Source organism: Streptomyces similanensis (genome assembly GCF_039543625.1).
GTDB lineage: Bacteria > Actinomycetota > Actinomycetes > Streptomycetales > Streptomycetaceae > Streptomyces > Streptomyces similanensis.
The window spans coordinates 58,459-77,202 of sequence record NZ_BAABKC010000001.1; the positions used below are offsets into that span (position 1 = coordinate 58,459).

Sequence of the window (18,744 nt, forward strand, 5' to 3'; positions counted from 1 at the left end):
CGTATGACACGCACACCTAGCGGACGGAACGGACAGAGCCCCCGGCAGATCCGTCTCGCCGCCCAACTGCCCGGCGTCCACAACGTCACCGTCTGGTCGGACCCGCGCTCCACGAGCCAGATCTCCGTCGACAACTTCGCGCGTCTGGCGCGGACGGCGGAGCGCGGCCGGTTCGACTTCTTCTTCCTCGCCGAGGGCCTGCGGCTGCGCGAACACAAGGGCGCGATCTACGAATTGGATGTGGCGGGCCGTCCGGAGAACCTGACGATGCTCGCCGCGGTGGCCGCCGTCACGACCCACCTGGGGGTCGCCGCCACCGTCAACGCCACCTTCAACGAGCCGTACGAGGTGGCGCGCCGGCTCGCGACGCTCGACCACCTCAGCGGCGGGCGCGCCGCCTGGAACGTGGTGACCAGTCACGACGCCTTCACGGGCGCCAACTTCCGCCGCGGCGGCTTCCTCGCCGAGGCCGACCGGTACGGCCGTGCCGCGGAGTTCCTGGCCACGGCACGCGAGTTGTGGGACAGCTGGGCGCGCCGGGACCTGAGCGCCGACCCGGTCTCCGGGCGGTTCGCGCGGGCCGGGGCCGGTGCGTTCGCGCACCACGGGCGGCACTTCGACATCTCGGGTCGGTTCACCACTCCGCGCAGCCCGCAGGGACGTCCGGTGATCATTCAGGCCGGGGAGTCGGAGGCGGGCCGGGAGTTCGCGGCGTCGGACGCGGAGGTGGTGTTCAGCAAGTACCACCGCCTCGACGAGGCACGTGCCTTCTACCGGGACGTGAAGGGGCGGCTGGCCCGGTACGGCCGTGCGCCGGAGGACCTGCTGATCATGCCCGCCGCGAGCGTGGTCGTCGCCGACACCGACGCGGAGGCCGCCGCGTACGCCGACGAGATCACCCGGGCGCAGGTGAGCCCGCAGACGGCGATCGCCCATCTGGAGGCCGTCTGGGGTCGCGACCTGTCGGCGTACGACCCGGACGGGCCGCTGCCCGACGTCGAGCCGGAGCCCGCGTCGCAGTTCCTGCGCGGGCATTCGGTCTTCCGCACGGGCCGGGCCGCAACCGCCCGGCGCTGGCGGGCCCTTGCCGAGGAGCGCGGGCTGAGCATCCGCGAGCTGGTCATCGAGGTCGGCGGCGGGCAGACCTTCGTCGGCAGTCCGCGCACCGTCGCCGACGCCGTGGACCACTTCGTGCGGAGCGGGGGCGCGGACGGGTTCGTGTTCGCCGCGCATCTGACGCCCGGCGGTCTGGACGACTTCGTCGACCGCGTGGTGCCGCTGCTCCAGGAGAAGGGCGTCCTGCGCCGGGACTACACCGGGACGACACTGCGGCACCACCTGGGCCTGCGGCACGCCCCGGACACGGAACGCCGGACCGGGAGCACGGGCGAAGGCGAGCACACCAGCAGCACCGGGCGCACCGGCGCCGACAAGCACACCAGCCATGAAGCGACCGCGGCCGCCGCCGCGACCGGGGAGTCCTCGTGAACGACCGTCCACCGCACCTCGCCGTCGCCCTGGACGGCGCCGGCTGGCATCCGGCCGCCTGGCGGGACCAGGAAGCGCCCGGCGCCCTGTTCACCGCCGCGTACTGGGCGGACCTGGTCGCCGAGGCCGAGCGCGGTCTGCTCGACTTCGTCACCCTGGAGGACGCCCTCGGTCTGCAGTCGGACGCCCCGCACCGCCCCGACGACCGGACCGACCAGGTCAGAGGCAGCCTGGACGCGGTGCTGCTCGCCGCGTTCCTCGCCCCGCTCACCCGGCACATCGGCCTGGTCCCGACGGTCAACGTCACGCACACCGAGCCGTTCCACGTCGCCGTGGGCATCGCCACCCTCGACCACGCGAGCAAGGGCCGGGCCGGCTGGCGTCCGCAGATCGCCTCGCGCGCCGCCGACGCCGCCCACTTCGGCCGCCGCACCACGCCGCAGCTGACCGACGACGACCTGCGCGACCCGGAGCTGATCGCCGCGCGGCTGCGGCCGCTGTTCGCGGAGGCGGTCGACGTGGTGGAGGTGGCCCGGCGGCTGTGGGACAGCTGGGAGGACGACGCGGAGATACGGGACACAGCCACGGGCCGCTTCCTGGACGGCGCCAAACTGCACCACGTCGACTTCGAGGGCGCCCGGTTCAGCGTCAAGGGCCCCTCGATCACCCCGCGTCCGCCGCAGGGGCAGCCGGTGGTGGCGAGCCTCGCCCACGCGTCGACGCCGTACGAGTTCGCGGCGCGCGGCAGCGACGTCGTCTTCGTCACCCCGGCCGACCGCGTGGACGTGGGGGCGGTGCTCGCGCAGGTGGACGCGGCCGTGGCCCGGGTGGGCAGGGACGTACGGGACCGGCCGCTGCGCAGGTTCGCCGAGGCGGTGGTGTTCCTGGACGACGAGCCCGGCGCGGCCGCCCGGCGCAAGGAGCGCCTGGACGCGCTGGACGGCACGGAGTACGCCTCGGACGCCGTGCTCTTCACTGGCACCCCCGGTGAGCTGGCGGATCTGCTGCTCGACTGGCACGCCGCCGGTCTCGACGGCTTCCGGCTGCGCCCCGGCGCGCTGCCGCACGACCTCGGCGCGATCACCCGGCGGCTGGTGCCGGAGCTGCGCCGGCGCGGAGCCTTCCGCACCGCGTACGCCCCCGGCACCCTCCGCGACCGCCTCGGCCTGCCGCGCCCGCGCAACAGGTACGCGCCGGAGGACTGACCGCCCGCCTCATCCGTGCCGTGCGCCGCCGCGTACGGCCGGGTCGGGCGGCGGCGCCGAGGGCGCGGCCGGGGCGCACGGCGCCGGGTGTCGTCGCCGTCGCGCCTTCCCGCACGGCCCCGTCCGCTCGGCCGCCGTCGCTCGTAGATGCGGAACACCGCCCAGTACACCGCCAGCGCCGCCGCGAACACCGGGACGCCGACGTGTGACTCCGCGCGCCGGCCTCCCCCGCCACCAGGAAGAAGACCGCCGGCGTCTGGAACACCCAGGAGACCGGGGCCAGGCGGGGCATGAAGCGCAGGGGGCTGTCGCCGTGCAGGGTGCCGCTGTCCATGACCAGGGCGGTCACCAGCCAGTGCCCGAGCACGACCCCCGCGACGGCCAGGGCCCGCAGCCCGTCCAGGCTCCGGTCCCGGGCCGGATCGGTCGCCCGCTCGATCCGCCGGACGAGATCACGCGTGCCGGGCCGCCGAGGCCGCGCCGGTCGGAACCGTGCCGCTCGGGGTCGCGTCCACCGGGTCTGCCGGAGCCGCGCCCGCCGGTGATCCGTTCGCGACGATCCGGGCGATGTTCCGCAAGGACACCGAGCCGGGCTCGAAGTAGTCGGCGTGGCCGCCGTCGCCCGCGTCGAACACCCGGGCCCCGAAGGCGGCGGAGACCGGGTCAGCGCCGAGGCCGACCTCGGCGAAGCCGAGCCCCCAGCGCACGTGCGGCACGTCGCCGATCCAGTCGTCGCCGCCCCGCCCGGCCCACACGGTGGCGCGGGTGTGCAGGGAGCCGACGTCCGGGAAGCCGGTGCCCGGGCTGCCGCACAGCACGACGTCCGCCGCGCCCGCCCGGGCCGCGGCGTGGGCGCAGACCACGGTGCCGTAGGAGTGGCAGACCAGACTGGTGCGGGCGTGGGGCAGCGCCCGGGTCAGCTCGCCGACGAACCCGCTCAGGGCGCTCGCTGCGTTCGCGCCCCGCCGGTCGTTCAGCACGGCCAGGCTGACGGTGGCCGGGGTGCGGTAGCCGAGCCAGGCCACCACGGCGGATTCCGGGGGCAGTTCGTGTTCCATCGCCCGGGCCGCGCCGCGCAGCCGCCAGGAGTCGTCGACGGTGGTGTCCGCGCCGGGCACCAGCACCGCGACGCGCTCGGCCCGGGCGAGATCGCCGAACACCTCGACGCTGCGGCCTCCGTGGCGGCCGTCGAAGGCGAGGAGGTGCCGTCCGGTGTCCGTGAGGGCGTGCAGGGCGGCGGCCCGCCGCCCGTCGCCGTGCCCGGCGGCCATCTGCTCGGCCGCCTCGACGTCCTGCCGGGTGGCGGCGTAACGGGCGGCCAGGGAGGCCGGGGTGACCGTGCCCAGCGCGGCCCGCACGGTCGGCGCGGGTGCGGGAACGTCCGCCGGGCGGGCGGCCCCGGTCACCGGCAGGGTGACCAGGACCGCAGCGAGGGCGGCCTGGACGGCCCGGCGCGGACGGCGGGTGCGGGGACGGTTCACCATGGCGGACCTGGACCTCCGGTGCGGGAGTTGAGTGCTGCGACTACCGCACCGACGCTAGGCAGGCCCCCGTGTCGTCGGCGTCCCTCCACGGAGCCAACCCTGGGGGTAGCTCTGGAGTACTACGGGTGGGAGGGGGTTCTTCGCCCCCTCCCCGTCAGAAGTGGTCGGGGTTCATGTCGAGGGTGGTGCGGTCCAGGCTCTCCAGCAGGGCGAACTGGGGTCCGGTGCGCGGGAGTTCGTAGCGGAAGAAGTAGCGTCCGGCCTGCCGCTTGCCCTCGTGGAAGTCGCCGTCGTGTCCGTCGGCCGCGAGCAGTTGCTCCAGCCAGATCCAGGCGAGCACGGTGTGGCCCACGGCCTCCAGGTAGACCGAGGCGTTGGCGAGGGCGGTCTGCGGATCGCCGTCGGCCCACAACCGGCCTGTCACGGCGATGACTTGGGCCATTGCGGCGTCCAGTTGCGCGCCGAACGCGGCGAGTTCGCCCTGCGTGGCGGCGGCCCGGGCGGTCGTGGCGGAGACGGTCCGCGCGAGCAGGCCGAGGCCCGCGCCGCCGTCCGCGACGACCTTGCGGCCGAGCAGGTCGAGGCCGTGGATGCCGTGCGTGCCCTCGTGGATGGGGTTGAGGCGGTTGTCGCGGTAGAACTGCTCGACGTCGTACTCGCGGGTGTAGCCGTAGCCCCCGTGCACCTGGATGGCCAGGCTGTTGGCCTCCAGGCACCACTGGGAGGGCCAGCTCTTGGCGATCGGGGTGAGGACGTCGAGCAGGGTACGGGCCCGGTCGCGCTCCTCGGCCGAGGCCGCCGTGCGCTGCTCGTCCAGCAGCCGTCCGCAGTACAGGATCAGCGCCAACGCGCCTTCCACGTAGGACTTCTGGGCCAGCAGCATGCGCCGTACGTCCGCGTGCTCGATGATCGGCACCTGGGGAGCGGCGGCGTCCTTGCCGGTGAGCGGGCGGCCCTGGGGGCGGGAGCGCGCGTAGTCCAGGGCGTGCAGGTAGCCGGTGTAGCCGAGCGCCGTCGCGCCGAGGCCGACGCCGATCCGGGCCTCGTTCATCATGTGGAACATGTACGACAGTCCGCGGTGCGGCTCTCCGACCAGGTGGCCGACGGCTCCGGGGGCGCCGCCGGGGCGGAACGCGCCCTCGCCGAAGTTGAGCAGGGTGTTGGTCGTGCCGCGGTAGCCCATCTTGTGGTTGAGGCCGGCCAGGACGACGTCGTTGCGCTCCCCGAGCGTGCCGTCTGGCTCGACCAGGTACTTGGGGACGATGAACAGCGACAGGCCCTTCACCCCGGGCGGGCCGCCGGGGATCCTGGCCAGGACGAGGTGGACGATGTTCTCGGTCAGCTCGTGGTCGCCGCCCGAGATCCACATCTTGTTGCCGAACAGCCGGTAGGAGCCGTCGGCCGCCGGTTCGGCGCGGGTGCGCACATCGGCCAGCGAGGAGCCCGCCTGCGGCTCGGAGAGGCACATGGTGCCGGTGAAGCGGCCCTCGACCATGGGGCGGACATACGTGTCGACCTGGGGCGCGCTGCCGTGGGCGAGCAGCAGGTTGGCGTTGCCCACGGTGAGGAACGGGTAGGCGGCGGTGCCCACGTTGGCGGCCTGGAACCAGGCGAAGCAGGCGTCGGCCACCACGCCGGGCAGTTGCATGCCGCCCACCTCGGCGTCCATGGCGCCGCCGATCAGTCCGGCGTCGGCGAAGACGCGCAGGGCCTCCCGCACCTCCGGGATGATGTGCACCCGGGTGCCGTCGAAGCGCGGTTCCTCGGCGTCGTTCTTCTTGTTGTGCGGGGCGAAGTGCCGGGTGGCGATCGTCTCGCTGAGGTCCAGCGCCGCGTCGAAGGTCTCCCGCGAGTGGTCGGCGAAGCGGGGGCGCGCGGTGAGGGATTCCACGTCGAGCCACTCGTACAGCAGGAAGTCGAGATCACGACGGGACAGCAGCAGGGAGGCCATGGTTCTCTTCTCGGCTTCTCGGGGGGCGGTCGGACGGGCGGGTGCTTCCCCCAGGGATACTAAGCGGTCGCTTACGGTACGTCCATGTCGTCCGCGCCGGCCGCGTCCCCCGCGCCTCCCGGTTCCGCCCGGACGTCCGGTTCCGCCCAGACGTCCGGTGGGACCACGCCCACGGACCGGCCGTGCGGGTCGAGCAGCCGGCCCAGGAGTTTGTCGTGGCGCAGCGTGATGGTCCGGTCGACGATGTCCAGGCCCGGGTGGGCGGCCGCCAGCTGCGTCTCCAGGCGCGGCACGTCCTCCACGCAGTGGAGGCTGGCCTGAAGGACGAGGTTGTCCGGGCCGGTGACCGCCGCGCAGTTGCGGGTCTCGGGCCGCCGGACCAGGGCGTGGCCGATCTCGGGCAGCTCGGTGGGCGCGGCCCTGGCCCGGAAGGTGACGGCGACCGGCCAGCCACCGAGCGGCCGGGCGAAGTCGCAGCGGAAGCGCAGCAGGTCCAGGCGGACGAGTCGCTCCACCCGGCGCCGGGCGCTGGAGAGGCTGACGCCGAGTGCGGTGGCGAGGCTCTGGTAGGAGGCGCGGCCGTCGTGGGCCAGGCGGGCCAGCAGCGCCCGGTCGAACGCGGTGATGTCGCGGTGGCCGGGGCGGGGCGGTCCGGCGGCGGGCGGGGCGGTCAGCCGGCTGCGCTGGCCGGGTTCGAGGGCGGCGATGCGCCAGCGGCCGCCCTCGGTGAACATGTGGGTGACGATCCTGACCCGTACCGCCGTGATCCCCGCGATCCGGGGCAGCACGTCGAGGGTGTAGCGCGAGAGCGCGGGCAGGTCGGCGGTGGCGATCGTGGCGAGGATGTCGTGGCCCGCGGCGGACCGTTCGAGGGTGAGCAGGTGCGGGTGCGCCGCGAGGGCGGCGGCGGTGCGGGCGGCGGCGCCGGGGGCGCAGTCGATCTCGACGAAGGCGGCATGGACCTGTTCGAACAGGCGCGCCCCCGGCGAGAGGCCGACCCAGGCGGCGCCCTGCCCGTTCAGCCGGGCGAAGCGCCGGGCGACGGTCACCGGGTCCACCGCGAGGACGCGGCCGAGTTCGGTCCATGAGGCCCTGGGGCGCAGTTGCAGGGCGTGGATCAGCGCCAGGTCGTCCTCGCTGAGCGGCTTCGCCGTTTCCTGCATCCGGGCCCTCTCCGGGGCGAGAATCCTGCGTCTGGGCGGCGTCGGGGGCTTCATCTCCCACTCTAGGGCTCGGGCCCGTCGGACCGGGCCCGTGGGGTCCGCGCCGGGCGGGCCGGGACCGATGTGACGCCGGAGGAGCGGGGCATGGCTTTCGCCGACTACCAGAACGAGATCTACCTCGACGGGCTGCGCGGTGTGGTGCCGGGCCTGCCGATGACCTACCGGGATCTGGAGCCGCCGGCCCAGGCGGCGATGGCGCCGTCGGTGCGCTCCTACGTGGCGGGCGGCGCGGGCGACGAGCGCACCCAGCGGGCCAACGTCGCCGCGTTCGAGGGGTGGGGCCTCATGCCGCGCATGATGGTCAGTCCCACCGAACGTGACCTGTCCGTCGAGCTGTTCGGCCTGCGCCTGGCCACCCCGCTGTTCATGGCGCCGGTCGGGGTGATCGGGCTGTGCGCGCCGGACGGCCACGGCGACCTGGCCACCGCCCGCGCCGCCGCCCGCACCGGCGTGCCGATGGTCGCCTCCACCCTCACGGTCGATCCGCTGGAGGAGGTGGCCGCCGAGTTCGGCGGCACGCCCGGCTTCTTCCAGCTCTACACCCCCACCGACCGGGAGGTGGCCGAGAGTCTGGTGCGCCGGGCGGAGGCCGCCGGGTTCCAGGGCATCGTGGTCACCCTGGACACCTGGATCACCGGCTGGCGGCCGCGCGACCTGACGACCGCCAACTTCCCCCAGCTGCGCGGCCACTGCCTGGCCAACTACTTCTCCGACCCGGTCTTCCGCTCCCGCCTCGCCAAGGCTCCCGAGGACGATCCGCAGGCCGCCGTACTGCACTGGGCGCTGACCTTCGGCAACCCGCTCACCTGGGACGACCTGTCGTGGCTGCGGTCGATGACCGATCTGCCGCTGATCCTCAAGGGCATCTGCCACCCCGACGACGTCCGCCGCGCCCGGGACGGCGGCGTGGACGGCGTCTACTGCTCCAACCACGGCGGCCGGCAGGCCGACGGGGGCCTGCCGGCGCTGGACGCGCTGCCCGGCGTGGTGGCCGCCGCCGACGGCCTGCCGGTGCTGTTCGACTCCGGGGTGCGCACCGGGGCCGACGTGGTCAAGGCGCTCGCACTGGGCGCCACCGCGGTGGGCGTCGGCCGCCCCTACGTCTACGGGGCGGCCCTCGGCGGCGCCGACGGCATCGTGCACGTGCTGCGCTCGCTGCTCGCCGAGGCCGATCTGCTGATGGCCGTGGACGGCTATCCCACGCCGGCCGACCTCACGCCCGACGCCCTGCGGCGCGTGCGCTGACCCGCGGGGCGCCGGTCCTCGCCGGGCCGCGCCGTCAGCCCTTGGCCGCCAGGTCCTTGAGCGCGGTGTTGAGTTCGAGGACGTTCACCCTCGGCTCGCCCAGGAAGCCGAGGGTGCGGCCGGTGGTGTGGTCCTCGACCAGCTGCCGCACCCGGGCGAGCGGCAGGCGGTTCTCGGCGGCGACCCGGTGCGTCTGGAGGGCGGCGTAGGCCGGGGAGATGTCGGGGTCGAGGCCGGAGCCGGAGGAGGTCACCGCGTCCGCGGGCACGTCGGACGGCTCGACGGTGTAGCCGGGTACGGAGTTGTCCCTGACGACGGCGGCCTTGGCGTCCCGGACCTGCTGGAGCAGCGCCTTGCTGTCGGCGGCCAGGTTGGTGGCGCCGGACAGGATCAGGTGGTATCGCGTGTTGACGCTGTTGGCGCCGAGCCCGTTCGCCGGCCGGCCCTGGAACCATTTGAGATCGGGCCGCGGCGCCTGCTGTCCCTTCGCCGGCGGCAGGTCGTACGGCTGTCCGATCAGGGACGAGCCCACGACCCTGCCGTCCGCCCTGATCTCGGAGCCGTTCGCCCGGCCGGGGAACAGGGCCTGGGCGATGCCGGTGACGACCAGCGGGTAGACGACGCCGGTCACCAGGGTCAGCACGAGCAGGGCCCGCAGACCCGCGCCGAGCAGCCGGGCGGTGTTCGTGACGGAAGTGTTCATGGCGATCAGCCGATTCCGGGGATGAGGGAGACGAGCAGGTCGATGATCTTGATGCCGACGAAGGGGGCGATCAGCCCGCCGACGCCGTACAGCGCGAGGTTGCGGCGCAGCATCCGGTCGGCGCTCATCGGCCGGTAGCGCACGCCCTTCAGGGAGAGCGGCACCAGCGCGACGATGATCAGCGCGTTGAAGACGACGGCGGACAGGATCGCCGAGGACGGCGAGGTCAGGTGCATGACGTTCAGCTTGTCCAGGCCGGGGTAGACGGCCGCGAACAGCGCCGGGATGATCGCGAAGTACTTCGCCACGTCGTTGGCGATGGAGAAGGTGGTCAGCGCGCCGCGGGTGATCAGCAGCTGTTTGCCGATCTCCACGATCTCGATGAGCTTGGTGGGGTCGGAGTCGAGGTCGACCATGTTGCCGGCCTCCTTGGCGGCCGACGTGCCGGTGTTCATCGCCACGCCCACGTCCGCCTGGGCCAGCGCGGGCGCGTCGTTGGTGCCGTCGCCGGTCATCGCGACCAGCTTGCCGCCGGCCTGCTCGCGCTTGATGAGGGCCATCTTGTCCTCGGGGGTGGCCTCGGCGAGGAAGTCGTCCACGCCCGCCTCCTCCGCGATGGCCTTGGCGGTCAGCGGGTTGTCACCCGTGATCATGACCGTCCTGATGCCCATGCGGCGCAGTTCCCCGAAGCGTTCGCGCATGCCGTCCTTGACGACGTCCTTGAGGTGGATGACGCCGAGGATGCGGGCGCCGCGCTCGTCGTGGACGGCGACGAGCAGCGGGGTGCCGCCGGCCTCGGAGATCCGGTCGGCGACGGCGGCCGCGTCCTCGGCGACCGTGCCGCCCCGCTCCGCCACCCAGGCGAGGACCGAGGCGGTGGCGCCCTTGCGGACCTCGCGGCCGTCGACGTCGACGCCGGACATCCGGGTCTGGGCGGTGAAGGCGATCCACCGCGCGCCGGTCAGCTCGCCCTCGTGCCGCTCGCGCAGCCCGTGGCGCTCCTTGGCCAGGACGACGACGGAACGCCCCTCCGGGGTCTCGTCCGCCAGCGAGGACAGCTGTGCGGCGTCGGCGACCTCGGCCTCGGTGGCGCCGCGCACCGGCACGAACCGGGCCGCCCTGCGGTTGCCGAGGGTGATGGTGCCGGTCTTGTCCAGCAGCAGCGTGGAGACGTCGCCGGCCGCCTCGACGGCGCGGCCGGACATGGCCAGGACGTTGCGCTGCACCAGCCGGTCCATGCCGGCGATGCCGATCGCGGAGAGCAGCGCGCCGATCGTGGTCGGGATCAGGCAGACCAGCAGGGCGACCAGGACGACCATGCTCAGGTGGGCGCCCGCGTAGCCGGCGAGCGGCGGCAGGGTGGCGCAGGCCAGCAGGAAGACGACGGTGAGCGAGGCGAGCAGGATGTTCAGCGCGATCTCGTTGGGCGTCTTCTGCCGGGCCGCGCCCTCTACCAGGCTGATCATCCGGTCGATGAAGGTCTCGCCGGGCCTGGTCGTGATCTTGACGACGATGCGGTCGGAGAGGACCTTGGTGCCGCCGGTGACGGCGCTGCGGTCGCCGCCGGACTCGCGGATGACGGGCGCGGACTCGCCGGTGATGGCCGACTCGTCGACCGAGGCGACGCCTTCGACCACGTCGCCGTCGCCGGGGATGACGTCACCGGCCTCGCAGACCACCAGGTCGCCGATCCCGAGGGCGGTGCCGGGCACCCGCTCCTCGCGGCCGTCCACCTGCCGCCGGGCGACCGTGTCGGTCTTCGCCTTGCGCAGGGTGTCGGCCTGGGCCTTGCCGCGGCCCTCGGCGACGGCCTCGGCCAGGTTGGCGAACAGGACGGTCAGCCACAGCCAGGCGCTGATCGTCCAGCCGAACCAGTCGCCCGGGTGCGCACAGGAGAAGGCGGTGGTGAGCAGGGAGCCGACCCACACCACGAACATCACGGGCGACGTGACCATCACCCGCGGGTCGAGCTTGCGGACGGCCTGGGGCAGCGACCTGACCAGCCGGCCGGGCTCGAACAGGCCCGCTCCGACCCGGCCTTCGGCGGGCCCGCGCCCGGTGGGGGCCTCGCCGTGCGGCGCGCGGGCGGGGGTGGCTGTGGACATGGAGTCCTCTGGATTCTCGGTACGGGTCGTCATCACGCCAGCCCTTCGGCGAGCGGTCCCAGCGCGAGGGCCGGGAAGTAGGTGAGACCGGTGATGATCAGGATCGCGCCCACCAGCAGGCCGGCGAACAGCGGCTTCTCGGTGCGCAGGGTGCCGGCGGTGACCGGTACGGGCTGCTGCCGGGCCAGCGAGCCGGCCAGCGCCAGCACGAACACCATCGGCAGGAAGCGGCCGAGCAGCATGGCCAGACCCGTCATGGTGTTGAACCAGTCGGTGTCGGCGTTCAGCCCGGCGAAGGCCGAGCCGTTGTTGTTGGCCGCGGAGGTGAAGGCGTACAGGATCTCGGAGAAGCCGTGCGCGCCGGAGTTGAGCATGGAGTGCGGCGGGGTGGGCAGCGCCATGGAGGCGGCGGTGCACACCAGGACCAGGGTGGGGGTGACCAGGAGGTAGCAGGCGGCGAGCTTCATCTCCCGGCCGCCGATCTTCTTGCCCAGGTACTCGGGGGTGCGGCCGACCATCAGGCCGGCGATGAACACCGCGATCACGGCCATGATCAGCATGCCGTAGAGGCCGGAGCCGGTGCCGCCGGGCGCGATCTCGCCGAGCATCATCCCGAGCATGGCGATCCCGCCGCCGAGGCCGGTGAAGGAGGAGTGGAAGGAGTCCACCGCGCCCGTCGAGGTCAGCGTCGTGGACACCGCGAACAGGGACGAGCCGCCGACGCCGAACCGGACCTCCTTGCCCTCCATGGCCGCGCCCGCCGCCTGGAGCGCCGGTCCGTGGTGGGCGAACTCGGTCCACATCATCAGCGCGACGAAACCGACCCAGATGGTGGCCATCGTGGCGAGGATCGCGTAGCCCTGCCGCACGCTGCCGACCATCAGGCCGAAGGTGCGGGTCAGCGAGAACGGGATCACCAGGATGAGGAAGATCTCCAGCAGGTTGCTGAAGGGGGTGGGGTTCTCGAAGGGGTGGGCGCTGTTGGCGTTGAAGTAGCCGCCGCCGTTGGTGCCCAGTTCCTTGATGGCCTCCTGGGACGCCACCGCGCCCCCGTTCCACTGCTGGGAGCCGCCCATGAACTGGCCGACCTCGTGGATGCCGGAGAAGTTCTGGATCGCGCCGCAGGCGACCAGCACCACCGCCGCGAGGGCGGCGACCGGCACCAGGATCCGCAGGGTGCCGCGCACCAGGTCGGCCCAGAAGTTGCCGAGTTCGCCGGTGCGAGAGCGGGCGAAGCCGCGGACCAGCGCGACCGCGACGGCCATGCCGACGGCCGCCGAGACGAAGTTCTGCACGGCCAGACCGGCCGTCTGCACGACGTGCCCCATGGTCTGTTCGCCGTAGTACGACTGCCAGTTGGTGTTCGTCACGAACGACACGGCCGTGTTGAACGACTGCGCCGGATCGACCGAGGAGAAGCCCAGCGAGCCGGGCAGGACGCCCTGGAGCCGCTGGAGCAGGTAGAGGAGGAGGACGCCCACGGCCGAGAAGGCGAGGACGGCACGCAGATACGCCGGCCAGGTCATCTGGGCGTCGGGATCGGCGCCGATGCCCCGGTAGAGCCACTTCTCCACCCGCAGATGGCGTGGGGAGGAGTAGACCCGGGCCATGTAGGAGCCGGCGGGTAGGTGGACCAGCGCGAGTGCGCCGATGAGGGCGAGCAGTTGGAGCACGCCTGACGTGACGGGACCCATGTCGGCGCTCAGAACCTCTCCGGGAAGAGCAGGGCGAGGACGAGATAGCCCAGCAGGGCGACGGCCGCGATCAGGCCGACGACGTTCTCGGCGGTCACAGCTTCGTCACCCCCTTGGCGACGAGTGCCACCAGCGCGAAGGCCGCGAGCACGGTGACGACGAAGGCCAGATCGGCCATCGTGAACTCCCGAGAGGTGCGAAGGGGAAACGGGGACACTCAGAGGAAACCTCCGCGTCGCCCGGACCGGACCACCCCTTGACGGCCCTCTTACGTCCCAGGTCACGGCTTTGACGGGTCCCATACGAAGACCGCCGGGGGCCGCATCGCGGCCCCCGGCGGTCGTGCCGCCCGGGTCAGTCGGTGGGTGGGGCGGCGGCGTACTCCTCGTCGGTGACGGGAGTCAGCCAGTGCACGACGTCGTGGTCGGCGTCGGCCTCGTTGAGGGCCAGGTGGACCATCAGCCGGTTCGGGGCGGCGCCGTGCCAGTGCTCCTCGTCGGCCTCGAACAGGACGCGGTCGCCGGGCCGGATGACCTCGACCGGTCCGCCCCGGCGCTGACACAGGCCGACGCCCTCGGTGACGAAGACGGTCTGGCTCAGCGGGTGGCGGTGCCAGTGGGTGCGGGCGCCGGGCATGAAGTGCACCAGGTTGGCGCTGACGCGGGACGGGGCGGGGGCCGCGGCGACGGCGTCGATGTAGACGTCGCCGGTGAACCAGTCGGCGGGGCCCTTGACGGTGGCGATCGAACTGCGGGTGATCTGCACGGGGTGACTGCTCCTTGTGCTGCTGGTGCTGCTGGTGCTGCTGGTGCCGCTTGTGCTGTTGGTGCCGCTTGAACTGCCGGTGCCGCTCGTGCTGCGGCGGACGGAGGCGGGCCGGGGATGGGTCAGGGCTTGAGGAGGGCCTTGATCGCGCGGCGCTCGTCCATGGCCCGGTAGCCCTCGGCGACCTGGTCCAGGGGCAGGGTGAGGTCGAAGACCCGGCCCGGGTCGATGCGGCCGCTCAGGACGCGGTCGATGAGGTCGGGCAGGTAGCGGCGTACCGGGGCGGGGCCGCCGCGCAGGCCGACGTGGGAGAAGAACAGCTCCTGGCCGTCCACGGCGACCTCGTGGGGCACGCCGACGAAGCCGACGTTGCCGCCGGGCCGGGCCGAACGCAGTGCCTGGCTCATGGACTGGGCGGTGCCGACGCACTCCAGGACGGAGTCGGCGCCGATCCCGTCGGTGAGGTCCTTGATCCGGGCGACGCCCTCGTCACCGCGCTCCGTGACGATGTCGGTGGCGCCGAACGCGCGGGCGAGCCGCTGCCTGCTCTCGTGGCGGCTCATGGCGATGATCCGCTCCGCGCCCCTCTCCTTCGCGGCGATCACCGCGCACAGCCCGACCGCGCCGTCGCCGACGACCACGGCGGTGGAGCCGGGCCTCACCTCGGCGGCGTCGGCGGCGTACCAGCCGGTGCCCATCACGTCGGAGACGGCCAGCAGACCGGGCCAGAACTCCTCGCCCGGCACCTCGTCGGTGGCGACCAGGGTGCCCTGGGCGTTGGGGATGCGTACATAGTCGGCCTGGCAGGTGGACATGAACTCGCGGTTCAGGCAGTTGGACTGCCAGCCGTTGCGGCAGTTGGCGCAGGTGTTGTCCGAGGTCGCGAACGAGCCGACGACGAACTGGCCCGGCCGGACCGCGGTCACCTCCGGGCCGACCTCCTCCACGAAGCCCACGTACTCGTGGCCCATCGGATGCGCCTCGTCGGTCGCGTCCAGGCCGCGCCAGGCCCACAGGTCGGAGCCGCACACGCAGGTGACGGCGGTCCGGATGATCGCGTCCGTCGGATCGACGATCTTCGGGTCGGGCAGGGTCTCGAAACGTATGTCGCCAGGGGCGTGGATCACTGCTCCGCGCATCGGGAAAGTCCTTACACGAGGGGGGAGGGAGGGGCCGCGCGCGGGGCGGGCCCCGGGCCCCCGCCGCGACCGTGGCCGTCGGGGGGCGCCTCCTACCAGGTAACCCGCGATGCCGGAGCCGAACGAGTCACCGCCGAAAGGTGTACCGCTGGTACACCCTTGCGGGGCGGCGCGCGACGTACGGTCGGGGCATGGACAACCGTGCGGAGGTCCGCGAGTTCCTGACCTCGCGGCGAGCGAAGATCACCCCGGAGCGGGCCGGCCTGCCCGCCGGATCCCGGCGGCGCGTGCCCGGGCTGCGCAGGAGCGAGGTCGCCGCGCTGGCCGACATGAGCGTGGAGTACTACGCCAAGCTGGAGCGCGGCGTCCTCGCCGGCGTCTCCCCGGCCGTCCTGGAGGCCGTCGCCCGCGCGCTCCAGCTGGACGACGCCGAACGCGCCCACCTGCTGTCCCTGGCCCAGGCCGCCGACGGCTCCGACGCCCTCGCCCGCCCCCGCCGCCGGCCCACCGCCCGGCAGTGGACGCCGCACCGCGGCCTTCAGTGGACCCTGGACGCGATCACGGCGGGGCCCGCGGTGGTGAGCAACGGCCGGACGGACGTCCTGGCCGCCAACCGGCTCGCCCGCGCCTTCTACGCCGACCTCTTCGCCAACCCGGACAACCAGGGCAATCTGGCCCGCTTCAACTTCCTCGACCCGGCCTCCCGCCGGTTCTACCCCGACTGGGAGCTGTTCGCGGGCATGGCGGTGGCCATCCTGCGCCGCGAGGCCGGCCGCGACCCCCGCGACAAGGACCTGCACGACCTCGTCGGGGAGCTGTCCACCCGCAGCGAGGAGTTCCGCACCCGGTGGGGCGCGCACGACGTCCGCCGCCACGGCACCGGCACCAAGCGGTTCCGCCACCCGGCGGTCGGCGACCTCACCCTCGCCTACGAGGTCCTGGACCTGGCCGCCGAGCCCGGCCTCGGCATGACCGTCTACACCGCCGAACCCGGCTCGCCCTCGGAGGAGGGACTGCGGCTGCTCGCCTCACTGGCCGCCACGGAGGAGGCCGCCGCGCCGGTACGGCGTCCCATCGCCTGACACACCCGTCCGCCCCGGGTCTCGGCGGGGTCCGGTCTGCCCCGCCCGATCCGGCTCACGGCCCCGCGGGTGTGCCCTTGGGCGGCTGCGGCGCGGGGCACTGGACGGCGCCCGGCCGGACGTCGATGGTCAGACCGGGTGTGGTGAGCGCCCCCGGGATCTGGATGTCCTGGATCCGTGCGTCGATCGAGTGGAACTTGGCGTAGTCGGCACGCAGTCCGAACCGGTCCGGTCCGCTGCCCAGCGCCACCCCCGGCCCGTCGGCCCCGGCCCCCGCGTCCCGGCCGTTGACGTTGATGTCCACCACGCCGTCCAGGTCGAGCACCCCGCTCGCCGAGACCAGGTCGATCACGGTCGGCCCGGTGCGGACCTCCCAGGTGGCCGGGTCCTTGTCGTCCAGGGTCAGCAGCACCGTGTACGTCATCCCCAGGGCGCGCTGCCGCTGGCTCAGGCACAGGCCGTTGACCCGGCCGTCCGCGAACGCCATCCGCAGCACCGGTACAGTGCCGGCGGAGCCGTCGGCCCTGGTCACCGGCTGGTCGACGGTGGCGGCCCCGTAGGCGTGCCCGTAGAGACTGCTGGTGGTCAGCTGGAGCGGCGTTCCCTGGGCGCGGAACTCGACGGCCAGGGCGCCGGTGGCCATCGACGCGACCAGCGCCGCGGCGGCCACGGCGGCCGGCGCCGCCAGCAGGGACGCCCGGCGCCAGTGGGTCCGGCCCTCGACGGCCGGGGCGGGCTCGCGGGCGTGCGGCGGGTGTGCGGGCTCGGTCATGGCGTCACCGTGATGGTTCCGGGCAGGTGGACGGGGTCGGCGGTGTTGCCGGGCCCGGGGTGGCGGGAGGTGGCGCGGATGGCGTAGATCGTGCCGTCGAAGTCCGAGGCGCCCGCCGTCAGCGGGATCACCGAGCCGAACGCGTTGAGCAGCCCCTGCACGCCGCAGATGCGCACCACGACGTTGAGGCACACCTGGTGGATGTCGCCCCACATCACCGTCTCCTGCGGCTGGAGGAAACCGTCGTAGCCGCCGAGACTGCCCTCGTGCGGCACGTCGATGGTGACGGTGGGCGCGCCGTCGGCACCGGGGTGGACGACCTTCATGTGGTGGGTGACGACGAGCCGGGTGAAGGTGTAGCGGGTGGTCACCCGCTGGGAGCCGTCGGCCAGGCGGATGGTGACGTCGTTCTTCACCCGCATCGACTGGGCGACCAGTTCGTCGATGGTGACCCGCAGCGGCTGCGCCGGGGGCAGGAACGGGGCGTCGCCCGCGTCCGCGGCGGACTTCCCCGCCGTCGGCGCCCCGGCGGCCTCGGCGACCCGCCGCGGCCCCACCGCCGATCCGGCCGCCACCACGAACGCCAGTGCGATCAGGGCGGTACGTCCCCCTCGGCGCGCGGTCATGCCGGGTCCCCCGGCGCCTGTCGGCGGCGAGGCGTCCGCTTGGGGCCCCAGCCCACCGTCATCGCTCCCCCGAGCACCCCGAGGGCCATGCCCACCAGGAAGCCGCCCAGGTTGGAGGCGACCAGCGAGACCACCGCGAGGACCGAACCGAGGATGCCGAAGGTGAACCGCTGGCGCGGCGCCGCGAGCGGAATCAGCCCGCACAGGATCATCCCGCCGCCGAGCAGATACCCGGCGATGCCGTCGAACCCGGTGCTCACCACCAGCCGCATCGGCGCCAGCGAGAACTTGAGCACCGTCCAGCCGCCGGCCACCATCCACAGGGCGCCCCAGAACGGCCGGGTCCGCCGGAACGCCCGGAACCACCGGCGCGCGCGGACCGCCGCCGCCCGCACCCGCCCGCCGCGCGCCGGGCCGGCCCGGCCGGCCACGCGCTCCTCGTCCGCGGCCTCCCGCGCCGGGTGCCGACCGGCCGGGCTCAGCATGACGTCGCCGAGCCGGGGACGACCCGGAGGTTGAGCCCCGGCAGCTCCATCGATCCGGCGATCTCCGCGTCGTGCGCCTGCGCCACCAGCCCGCGCAGGCTGATCGAGGCCCCGCCCTCGCCTCCGGCGGAGCCCAGGCCGAAGGCTCCGGGCTGGGCTCCGGACAGCGGCTTGCCGGCCACCGAGACCTGGTCGGCGGACTGGCCGATGACAGTGTTCTCCAGCCGGGTGGCGCCCCGCGAGCCGAGATCGGTGGCCTGGAGATAGAGGTTCTTCGCCTCGATGTCCGGCGTGAAACTCCCCGAGGAGCCCTCCTCGACCTTCTGCCCGGCGGTGAGCAGCAGCGAGTACGGCACCCCCGCGAACCTCTGGTGGACGATCCCGCACAGCCCCGCCAGGCGTGCCTGGGAGAAGCCGACCCGGGTCATGCCGGTACGGGTGCTGGTGGTGCCGTCCGCCTCGCCGACGGCCGGGGTGTTCACGATCGCGCCGAACCCGGTGCCGGAGACTCCGTTGGAGGTGAGGGTGAAGGGCTGGTGGGTGATGTTGAACCCGGCGGCCAGCGCGCCCCCGGCGAGGGCCGTCCCGAGGGCCCCGACCGCCACCGCGGCCGGTACGGCGGCCAGCGCGCTGCGCCCCCAGCGGGTGCCCCGCCGGGTCCCGTCACCGGCTTGCGCCAGCATCCGTTCGTTCCAGTCCGCGGCCTGGCGGGCACCGGCCGAGCGCAGGTGCGCGAGCCGGGCCGAGGCCCCGCGCAGGGGATCACTGAGCCGCATG

Annotated in this window: 18 protein-coding genes and 1 pseudogene; 4 read left to right on the plus strand and 15 right to left on the minus strand. The window is 73.6% G+C overall.

The window, feature by feature from the left end:
* Positions 1-3: 3 nt before the first annotated feature.
* Both ABEB07_RS00250 and ABEB07_RS00255 read left to right on the plus strand, forming a co-directional pair.
* Positions 4-1,488: an NtaA/DmoA family FMN-dependent monooxygenase gene (locus ABEB07_RS00250; protein WP_345666475.1), complete on the plus strand. Its 1,485-nt coding sequence runs from the start codon at positions 4-6 to the stop codon at positions 1,486-1,488.
* Positions 1,485-2,693 (plus strand): LLM class flavin-dependent oxidoreductase, encoded by a 1,209-nt coding sequence (locus tag ABEB07_RS00255; RefSeq protein ID WP_345666476.1) that lies wholly within the window; start codon positions 1,485-1,487, stop codon positions 2,691-2,693. The genes ABEB07_RS00250 and ABEB07_RS00255 overlap by 4 nt, the downstream gene beginning before the upstream one ends.
* 196 nt (positions 2,694-2,889) lie before the next feature.
* Here the strand turns inward: ABEB07_RS00255 and ABEB07_RS00260 are convergent.
* From ABEB07_RS00260 to ABEB07_RS00275, 4 genes and pseudogenes are all read right to left on the minus strand, one after another.
* Positions 2,890-3,132: pseudogene (locus tag ABEB07_RS00260) on the minus strand (acyltransferase family protein); the annotation flags it as partial.
* Positions 3,133-3,145: 13 nt separating this feature from the next.
* The gene (locus ABEB07_RS00265; RefSeq protein ID WP_345666477.1) at positions 3,146-4,177 is read right to left on the minus strand and encodes an alpha/beta hydrolase; all 1,032 of its coding nucleotides are present in this window, start codon (positions 4,175-4,177) and stop codon (positions 3,146-3,148) included.
* Between the two features lie 154 nt (positions 4,178-4,331).
* Positions 4,332-6,128: an acyl-CoA dehydrogenase gene (locus ABEB07_RS00270; protein ID WP_345666478.1), complete on the minus strand. Its 1,797-nt coding sequence runs from the start codon at positions 6,126-6,128 to the stop codon at positions 4,332-4,334.
* A 71-nt stretch (positions 6,129-6,199) separates the two neighbouring features.
* Positions 6,200-7,291, minus strand: coding sequence for an AsnC family transcriptional regulator (locus ABEB07_RS00275; protein ID WP_345666479.1), 1,092 nt, complete (start codon positions 7,289-7,291; stop codon positions 6,200-6,202).
* Between the two features lie 144 nt (positions 7,292-7,435).
* Between ABEB07_RS00275 and ABEB07_RS00280 the strand changes: the two genes are divergently transcribed.
* Positions 7,436-8,596, plus strand: a complete 1,161-nt coding sequence (locus ABEB07_RS00280) for an alpha-hydroxy-acid oxidizing protein (RefSeq protein ID WP_345666480.1) — start codon at positions 7,436-7,438, stop codon at positions 8,594-8,596.
* 34 nt (positions 8,597-8,630) lie between these two features.
* Here the strand turns inward: ABEB07_RS00280 and ABEB07_RS00285 are convergent, their stop codons facing one another.
* From ABEB07_RS00285 to ABEB07_RS00315, 7 genes are all read right to left on the minus strand, one after another.
* Positions 8,631-9,299 (minus strand): potassium-transporting ATPase subunit C, encoded by a 669-nt coding sequence (locus ABEB07_RS00285; RefSeq protein ID WP_176147313.1) that lies wholly within the window; start codon positions 9,297-9,299, stop codon positions 8,631-8,633.
* A gap of 5 nt (positions 9,300-9,304) precedes the next feature.
* Positions 9,305-11,404, minus strand: a complete 2,100-nt coding sequence (gene kdpB, locus ABEB07_RS00290) for a potassium-transporting ATPase subunit KdpB (RefSeq protein WP_345666481.1) — start codon at positions 11,402-11,404, stop codon at positions 9,305-9,307.
* 32 nt (positions 11,405-11,436) lie between these two features.
* Entirely contained in the window at positions 11,437-13,098 is a 1,662-nt protein-coding gene (gene kdpA / locus ABEB07_RS00295) for a potassium-transporting ATPase subunit KdpA (RefSeq protein ID WP_345666482.1), read from the minus strand.
* Positions 13,099-13,106: 8 nt separating this feature from the next.
* Complete coding sequence (gene kdpF / locus ABEB07_RS00300) at positions 13,107-13,196, minus strand: K(+)-transporting ATPase subunit F (protein WP_176147310.1); 90 nt, start codon at positions 13,194-13,196, stop codon at positions 13,107-13,109.
* On the minus strand, positions 13,193-13,315 hold the full coding sequence (locus tag ABEB07_RS00305) for a hypothetical protein (protein WP_345666483.1): 123 nt from the start codon (positions 13,313-13,315) through the stop codon (positions 13,193-13,195). The genes kdpF and ABEB07_RS00305 overlap by 4 nt, the downstream gene beginning before the upstream one ends.
* Before the next feature lie 137 nt (positions 13,316-13,452).
* Positions 13,453-13,863 (minus strand): (R)-mandelonitrile lyase, encoded by a 411-nt coding sequence (locus ABEB07_RS00310; protein ID WP_345666484.1) that lies wholly within the window; start codon positions 13,861-13,863, stop codon positions 13,453-13,455.
* A 122-nt stretch (positions 13,864-13,985) separates the two neighbouring features.
* Entirely contained in the window at positions 13,986-15,002 is a 1,017-nt protein-coding gene (locus tag ABEB07_RS00315) for a zinc-dependent alcohol dehydrogenase family protein (RefSeq protein ID WP_176147308.1), read from the minus strand.
* Between the two features lie 191 nt (positions 15,003-15,193).
* Here ABEB07_RS00315 and ABEB07_RS00320 point away from each other — a divergent pair, with 191 nt between their 5' ends.
* The gene (locus tag ABEB07_RS00320) at positions 15,194-16,084 is read left to right on the plus strand and encodes a helix-turn-helix transcriptional regulator (protein ID WP_345666485.1); all 891 of its coding nucleotides are present in this window, start codon (positions 15,194-15,196) and stop codon (positions 16,082-16,084) included.
* Between the two features lie 55 nt (positions 16,085-16,139).
* Here the strand turns inward: ABEB07_RS00320 and ABEB07_RS00325 are convergent, their stop codons facing one another.
* From ABEB07_RS00325 to ABEB07_RS00340, 4 genes are read right to left on the minus strand one after another with little or no spacing between them, the layout of a single operon-like run.
* Positions 16,140-16,856: a DUF6230 family protein gene (locus ABEB07_RS00325; RefSeq protein WP_345666486.1), complete on the minus strand. Its 717-nt coding sequence runs from the start codon at positions 16,854-16,856 to the stop codon at positions 16,140-16,142.
* Positions 16,853-17,482, minus strand: a complete 630-nt coding sequence (locus ABEB07_RS00330; RefSeq protein ID WP_345666487.1) for a hypothetical protein — start codon at positions 17,480-17,482, stop codon at positions 16,853-16,855. The genes ABEB07_RS00325 and ABEB07_RS00330 overlap by 4 nt, the downstream gene beginning before the upstream one ends.
* Positions 17,479-17,967 carry a DUF6114 domain-containing protein gene (locus ABEB07_RS00335; protein WP_345666488.1) on the minus strand — a complete coding sequence of 163 codons (489 nt, stop codon included), beginning with the start codon at positions 17,965-17,967 and terminating at the stop codon, positions 17,479-17,481. Before ABEB07_RS00335 ends, ABEB07_RS00330 begins: the two co-directional genes overlap by 4 nt.
* Positions 17,961-18,743, minus strand: a complete 783-nt coding sequence (locus ABEB07_RS00340) for a DUF6230 family protein (protein WP_176147304.1) — start codon at positions 18,741-18,743, stop codon at positions 17,961-17,963. The genes ABEB07_RS00335 and ABEB07_RS00340 overlap by 7 nt, the downstream gene beginning before the upstream one ends.
* Position 18,744 lies beyond the last annotated feature (1 nt).

What these genes read in the sequence shown, in the direction of transcription:
- ABEB07_RS00250 (WP_345666475.1), top strand. Translation starts at nt 4, where the DNA reads ATGACACGCACACCTAGCGGACGGAACGGACAGAGCCCCCGGCAGATC.
- ABEB07_RS00265 (WP_345666477.1), bottom strand. Translation starts at nt 4,177, where the DNA reads ATGGTGAACCGTCCCCGCACCCGCCGTCCGCGCCGGGCCGTCCAGGCC.
- ABEB07_RS00270 (WP_345666478.1), bottom strand. Translation starts at nt 6,128, where the DNA reads ATGGCCTCCCTGCTGCTGTCCCGTCGTGATCTCGACTTCCTGCTGTAC.
- ABEB07_RS00275 (WP_345666479.1), bottom strand. Translation starts at nt 7,291, where the DNA reads ATGCAGGAAACGGCGAAGCCGCTCAGCGAGGACGACCTGGCGCTGATC.
- ABEB07_RS00280 (WP_345666480.1), top strand. Translation starts at nt 7,436, where the DNA reads ATGGCTTTCGCCGACTACCAGAACGAGATCTACCTCGACGGGCTGCGC.
- ABEB07_RS00285 (WP_176147313.1), bottom strand. Translation starts at nt 9,299, where the DNA reads ATGAACACTTCCGTCACGAACACCGCCCGGCTGCTCGGCGCGGGTCTG.
- kdpB (WP_345666481.1), bottom strand. Translation starts at nt 11,404, where the DNA reads ATGTCCACAGCCACCCCCGCCCGCGCGCCGCACGGCGAGGCCCCCACC.
- kdpA (WP_345666482.1), bottom strand. Translation starts at nt 13,098, where the DNA reads ATGGGTCCCGTCACGTCAGGCGTGCTCCAACTGCTCGCCCTCATCGGC.
- ABEB07_RS00315 (WP_176147308.1), bottom strand. Translation starts at nt 15,002, where the DNA reads ATGCGCGGAGCAGTGATCCACGCCCCTGGCGACATACGTTTCGAGACC.
- ABEB07_RS00320 (WP_345666485.1), top strand. Translation starts at nt 15,194, where the DNA reads ATGGACAACCGTGCGGAGGTCCGCGAGTTCCTGACCTCGCGGCGAGCG.
- ABEB07_RS00325 (WP_345666486.1), bottom strand. Translation starts at nt 16,856, where the DNA reads ATGACCGAGCCCGCACACCCGCCGCACGCCCGCGAGCCCGCCCCGGCC.
- ABEB07_RS00330 (WP_345666487.1), bottom strand. Translation starts at nt 17,482, where the DNA reads ATGACCGCGCGCCGAGGGGGACGTACCGCCCTGATCGCACTGGCGTTC.
- ABEB07_RS00335 (WP_345666488.1), bottom strand. Translation starts at nt 17,967, where the DNA reads ATGCTGAGCCCGGCCGGTCGGCACCCGGCGCGGGAGGCCGCGGACGAG.
- ABEB07_RS00340 (WP_176147304.1), bottom strand. Translation starts at nt 18,743, where the DNA reads ATGCGGCTCAGTGATCCCCTGCGCGGGGCCTCGGCCCGGCTCGCGCAC.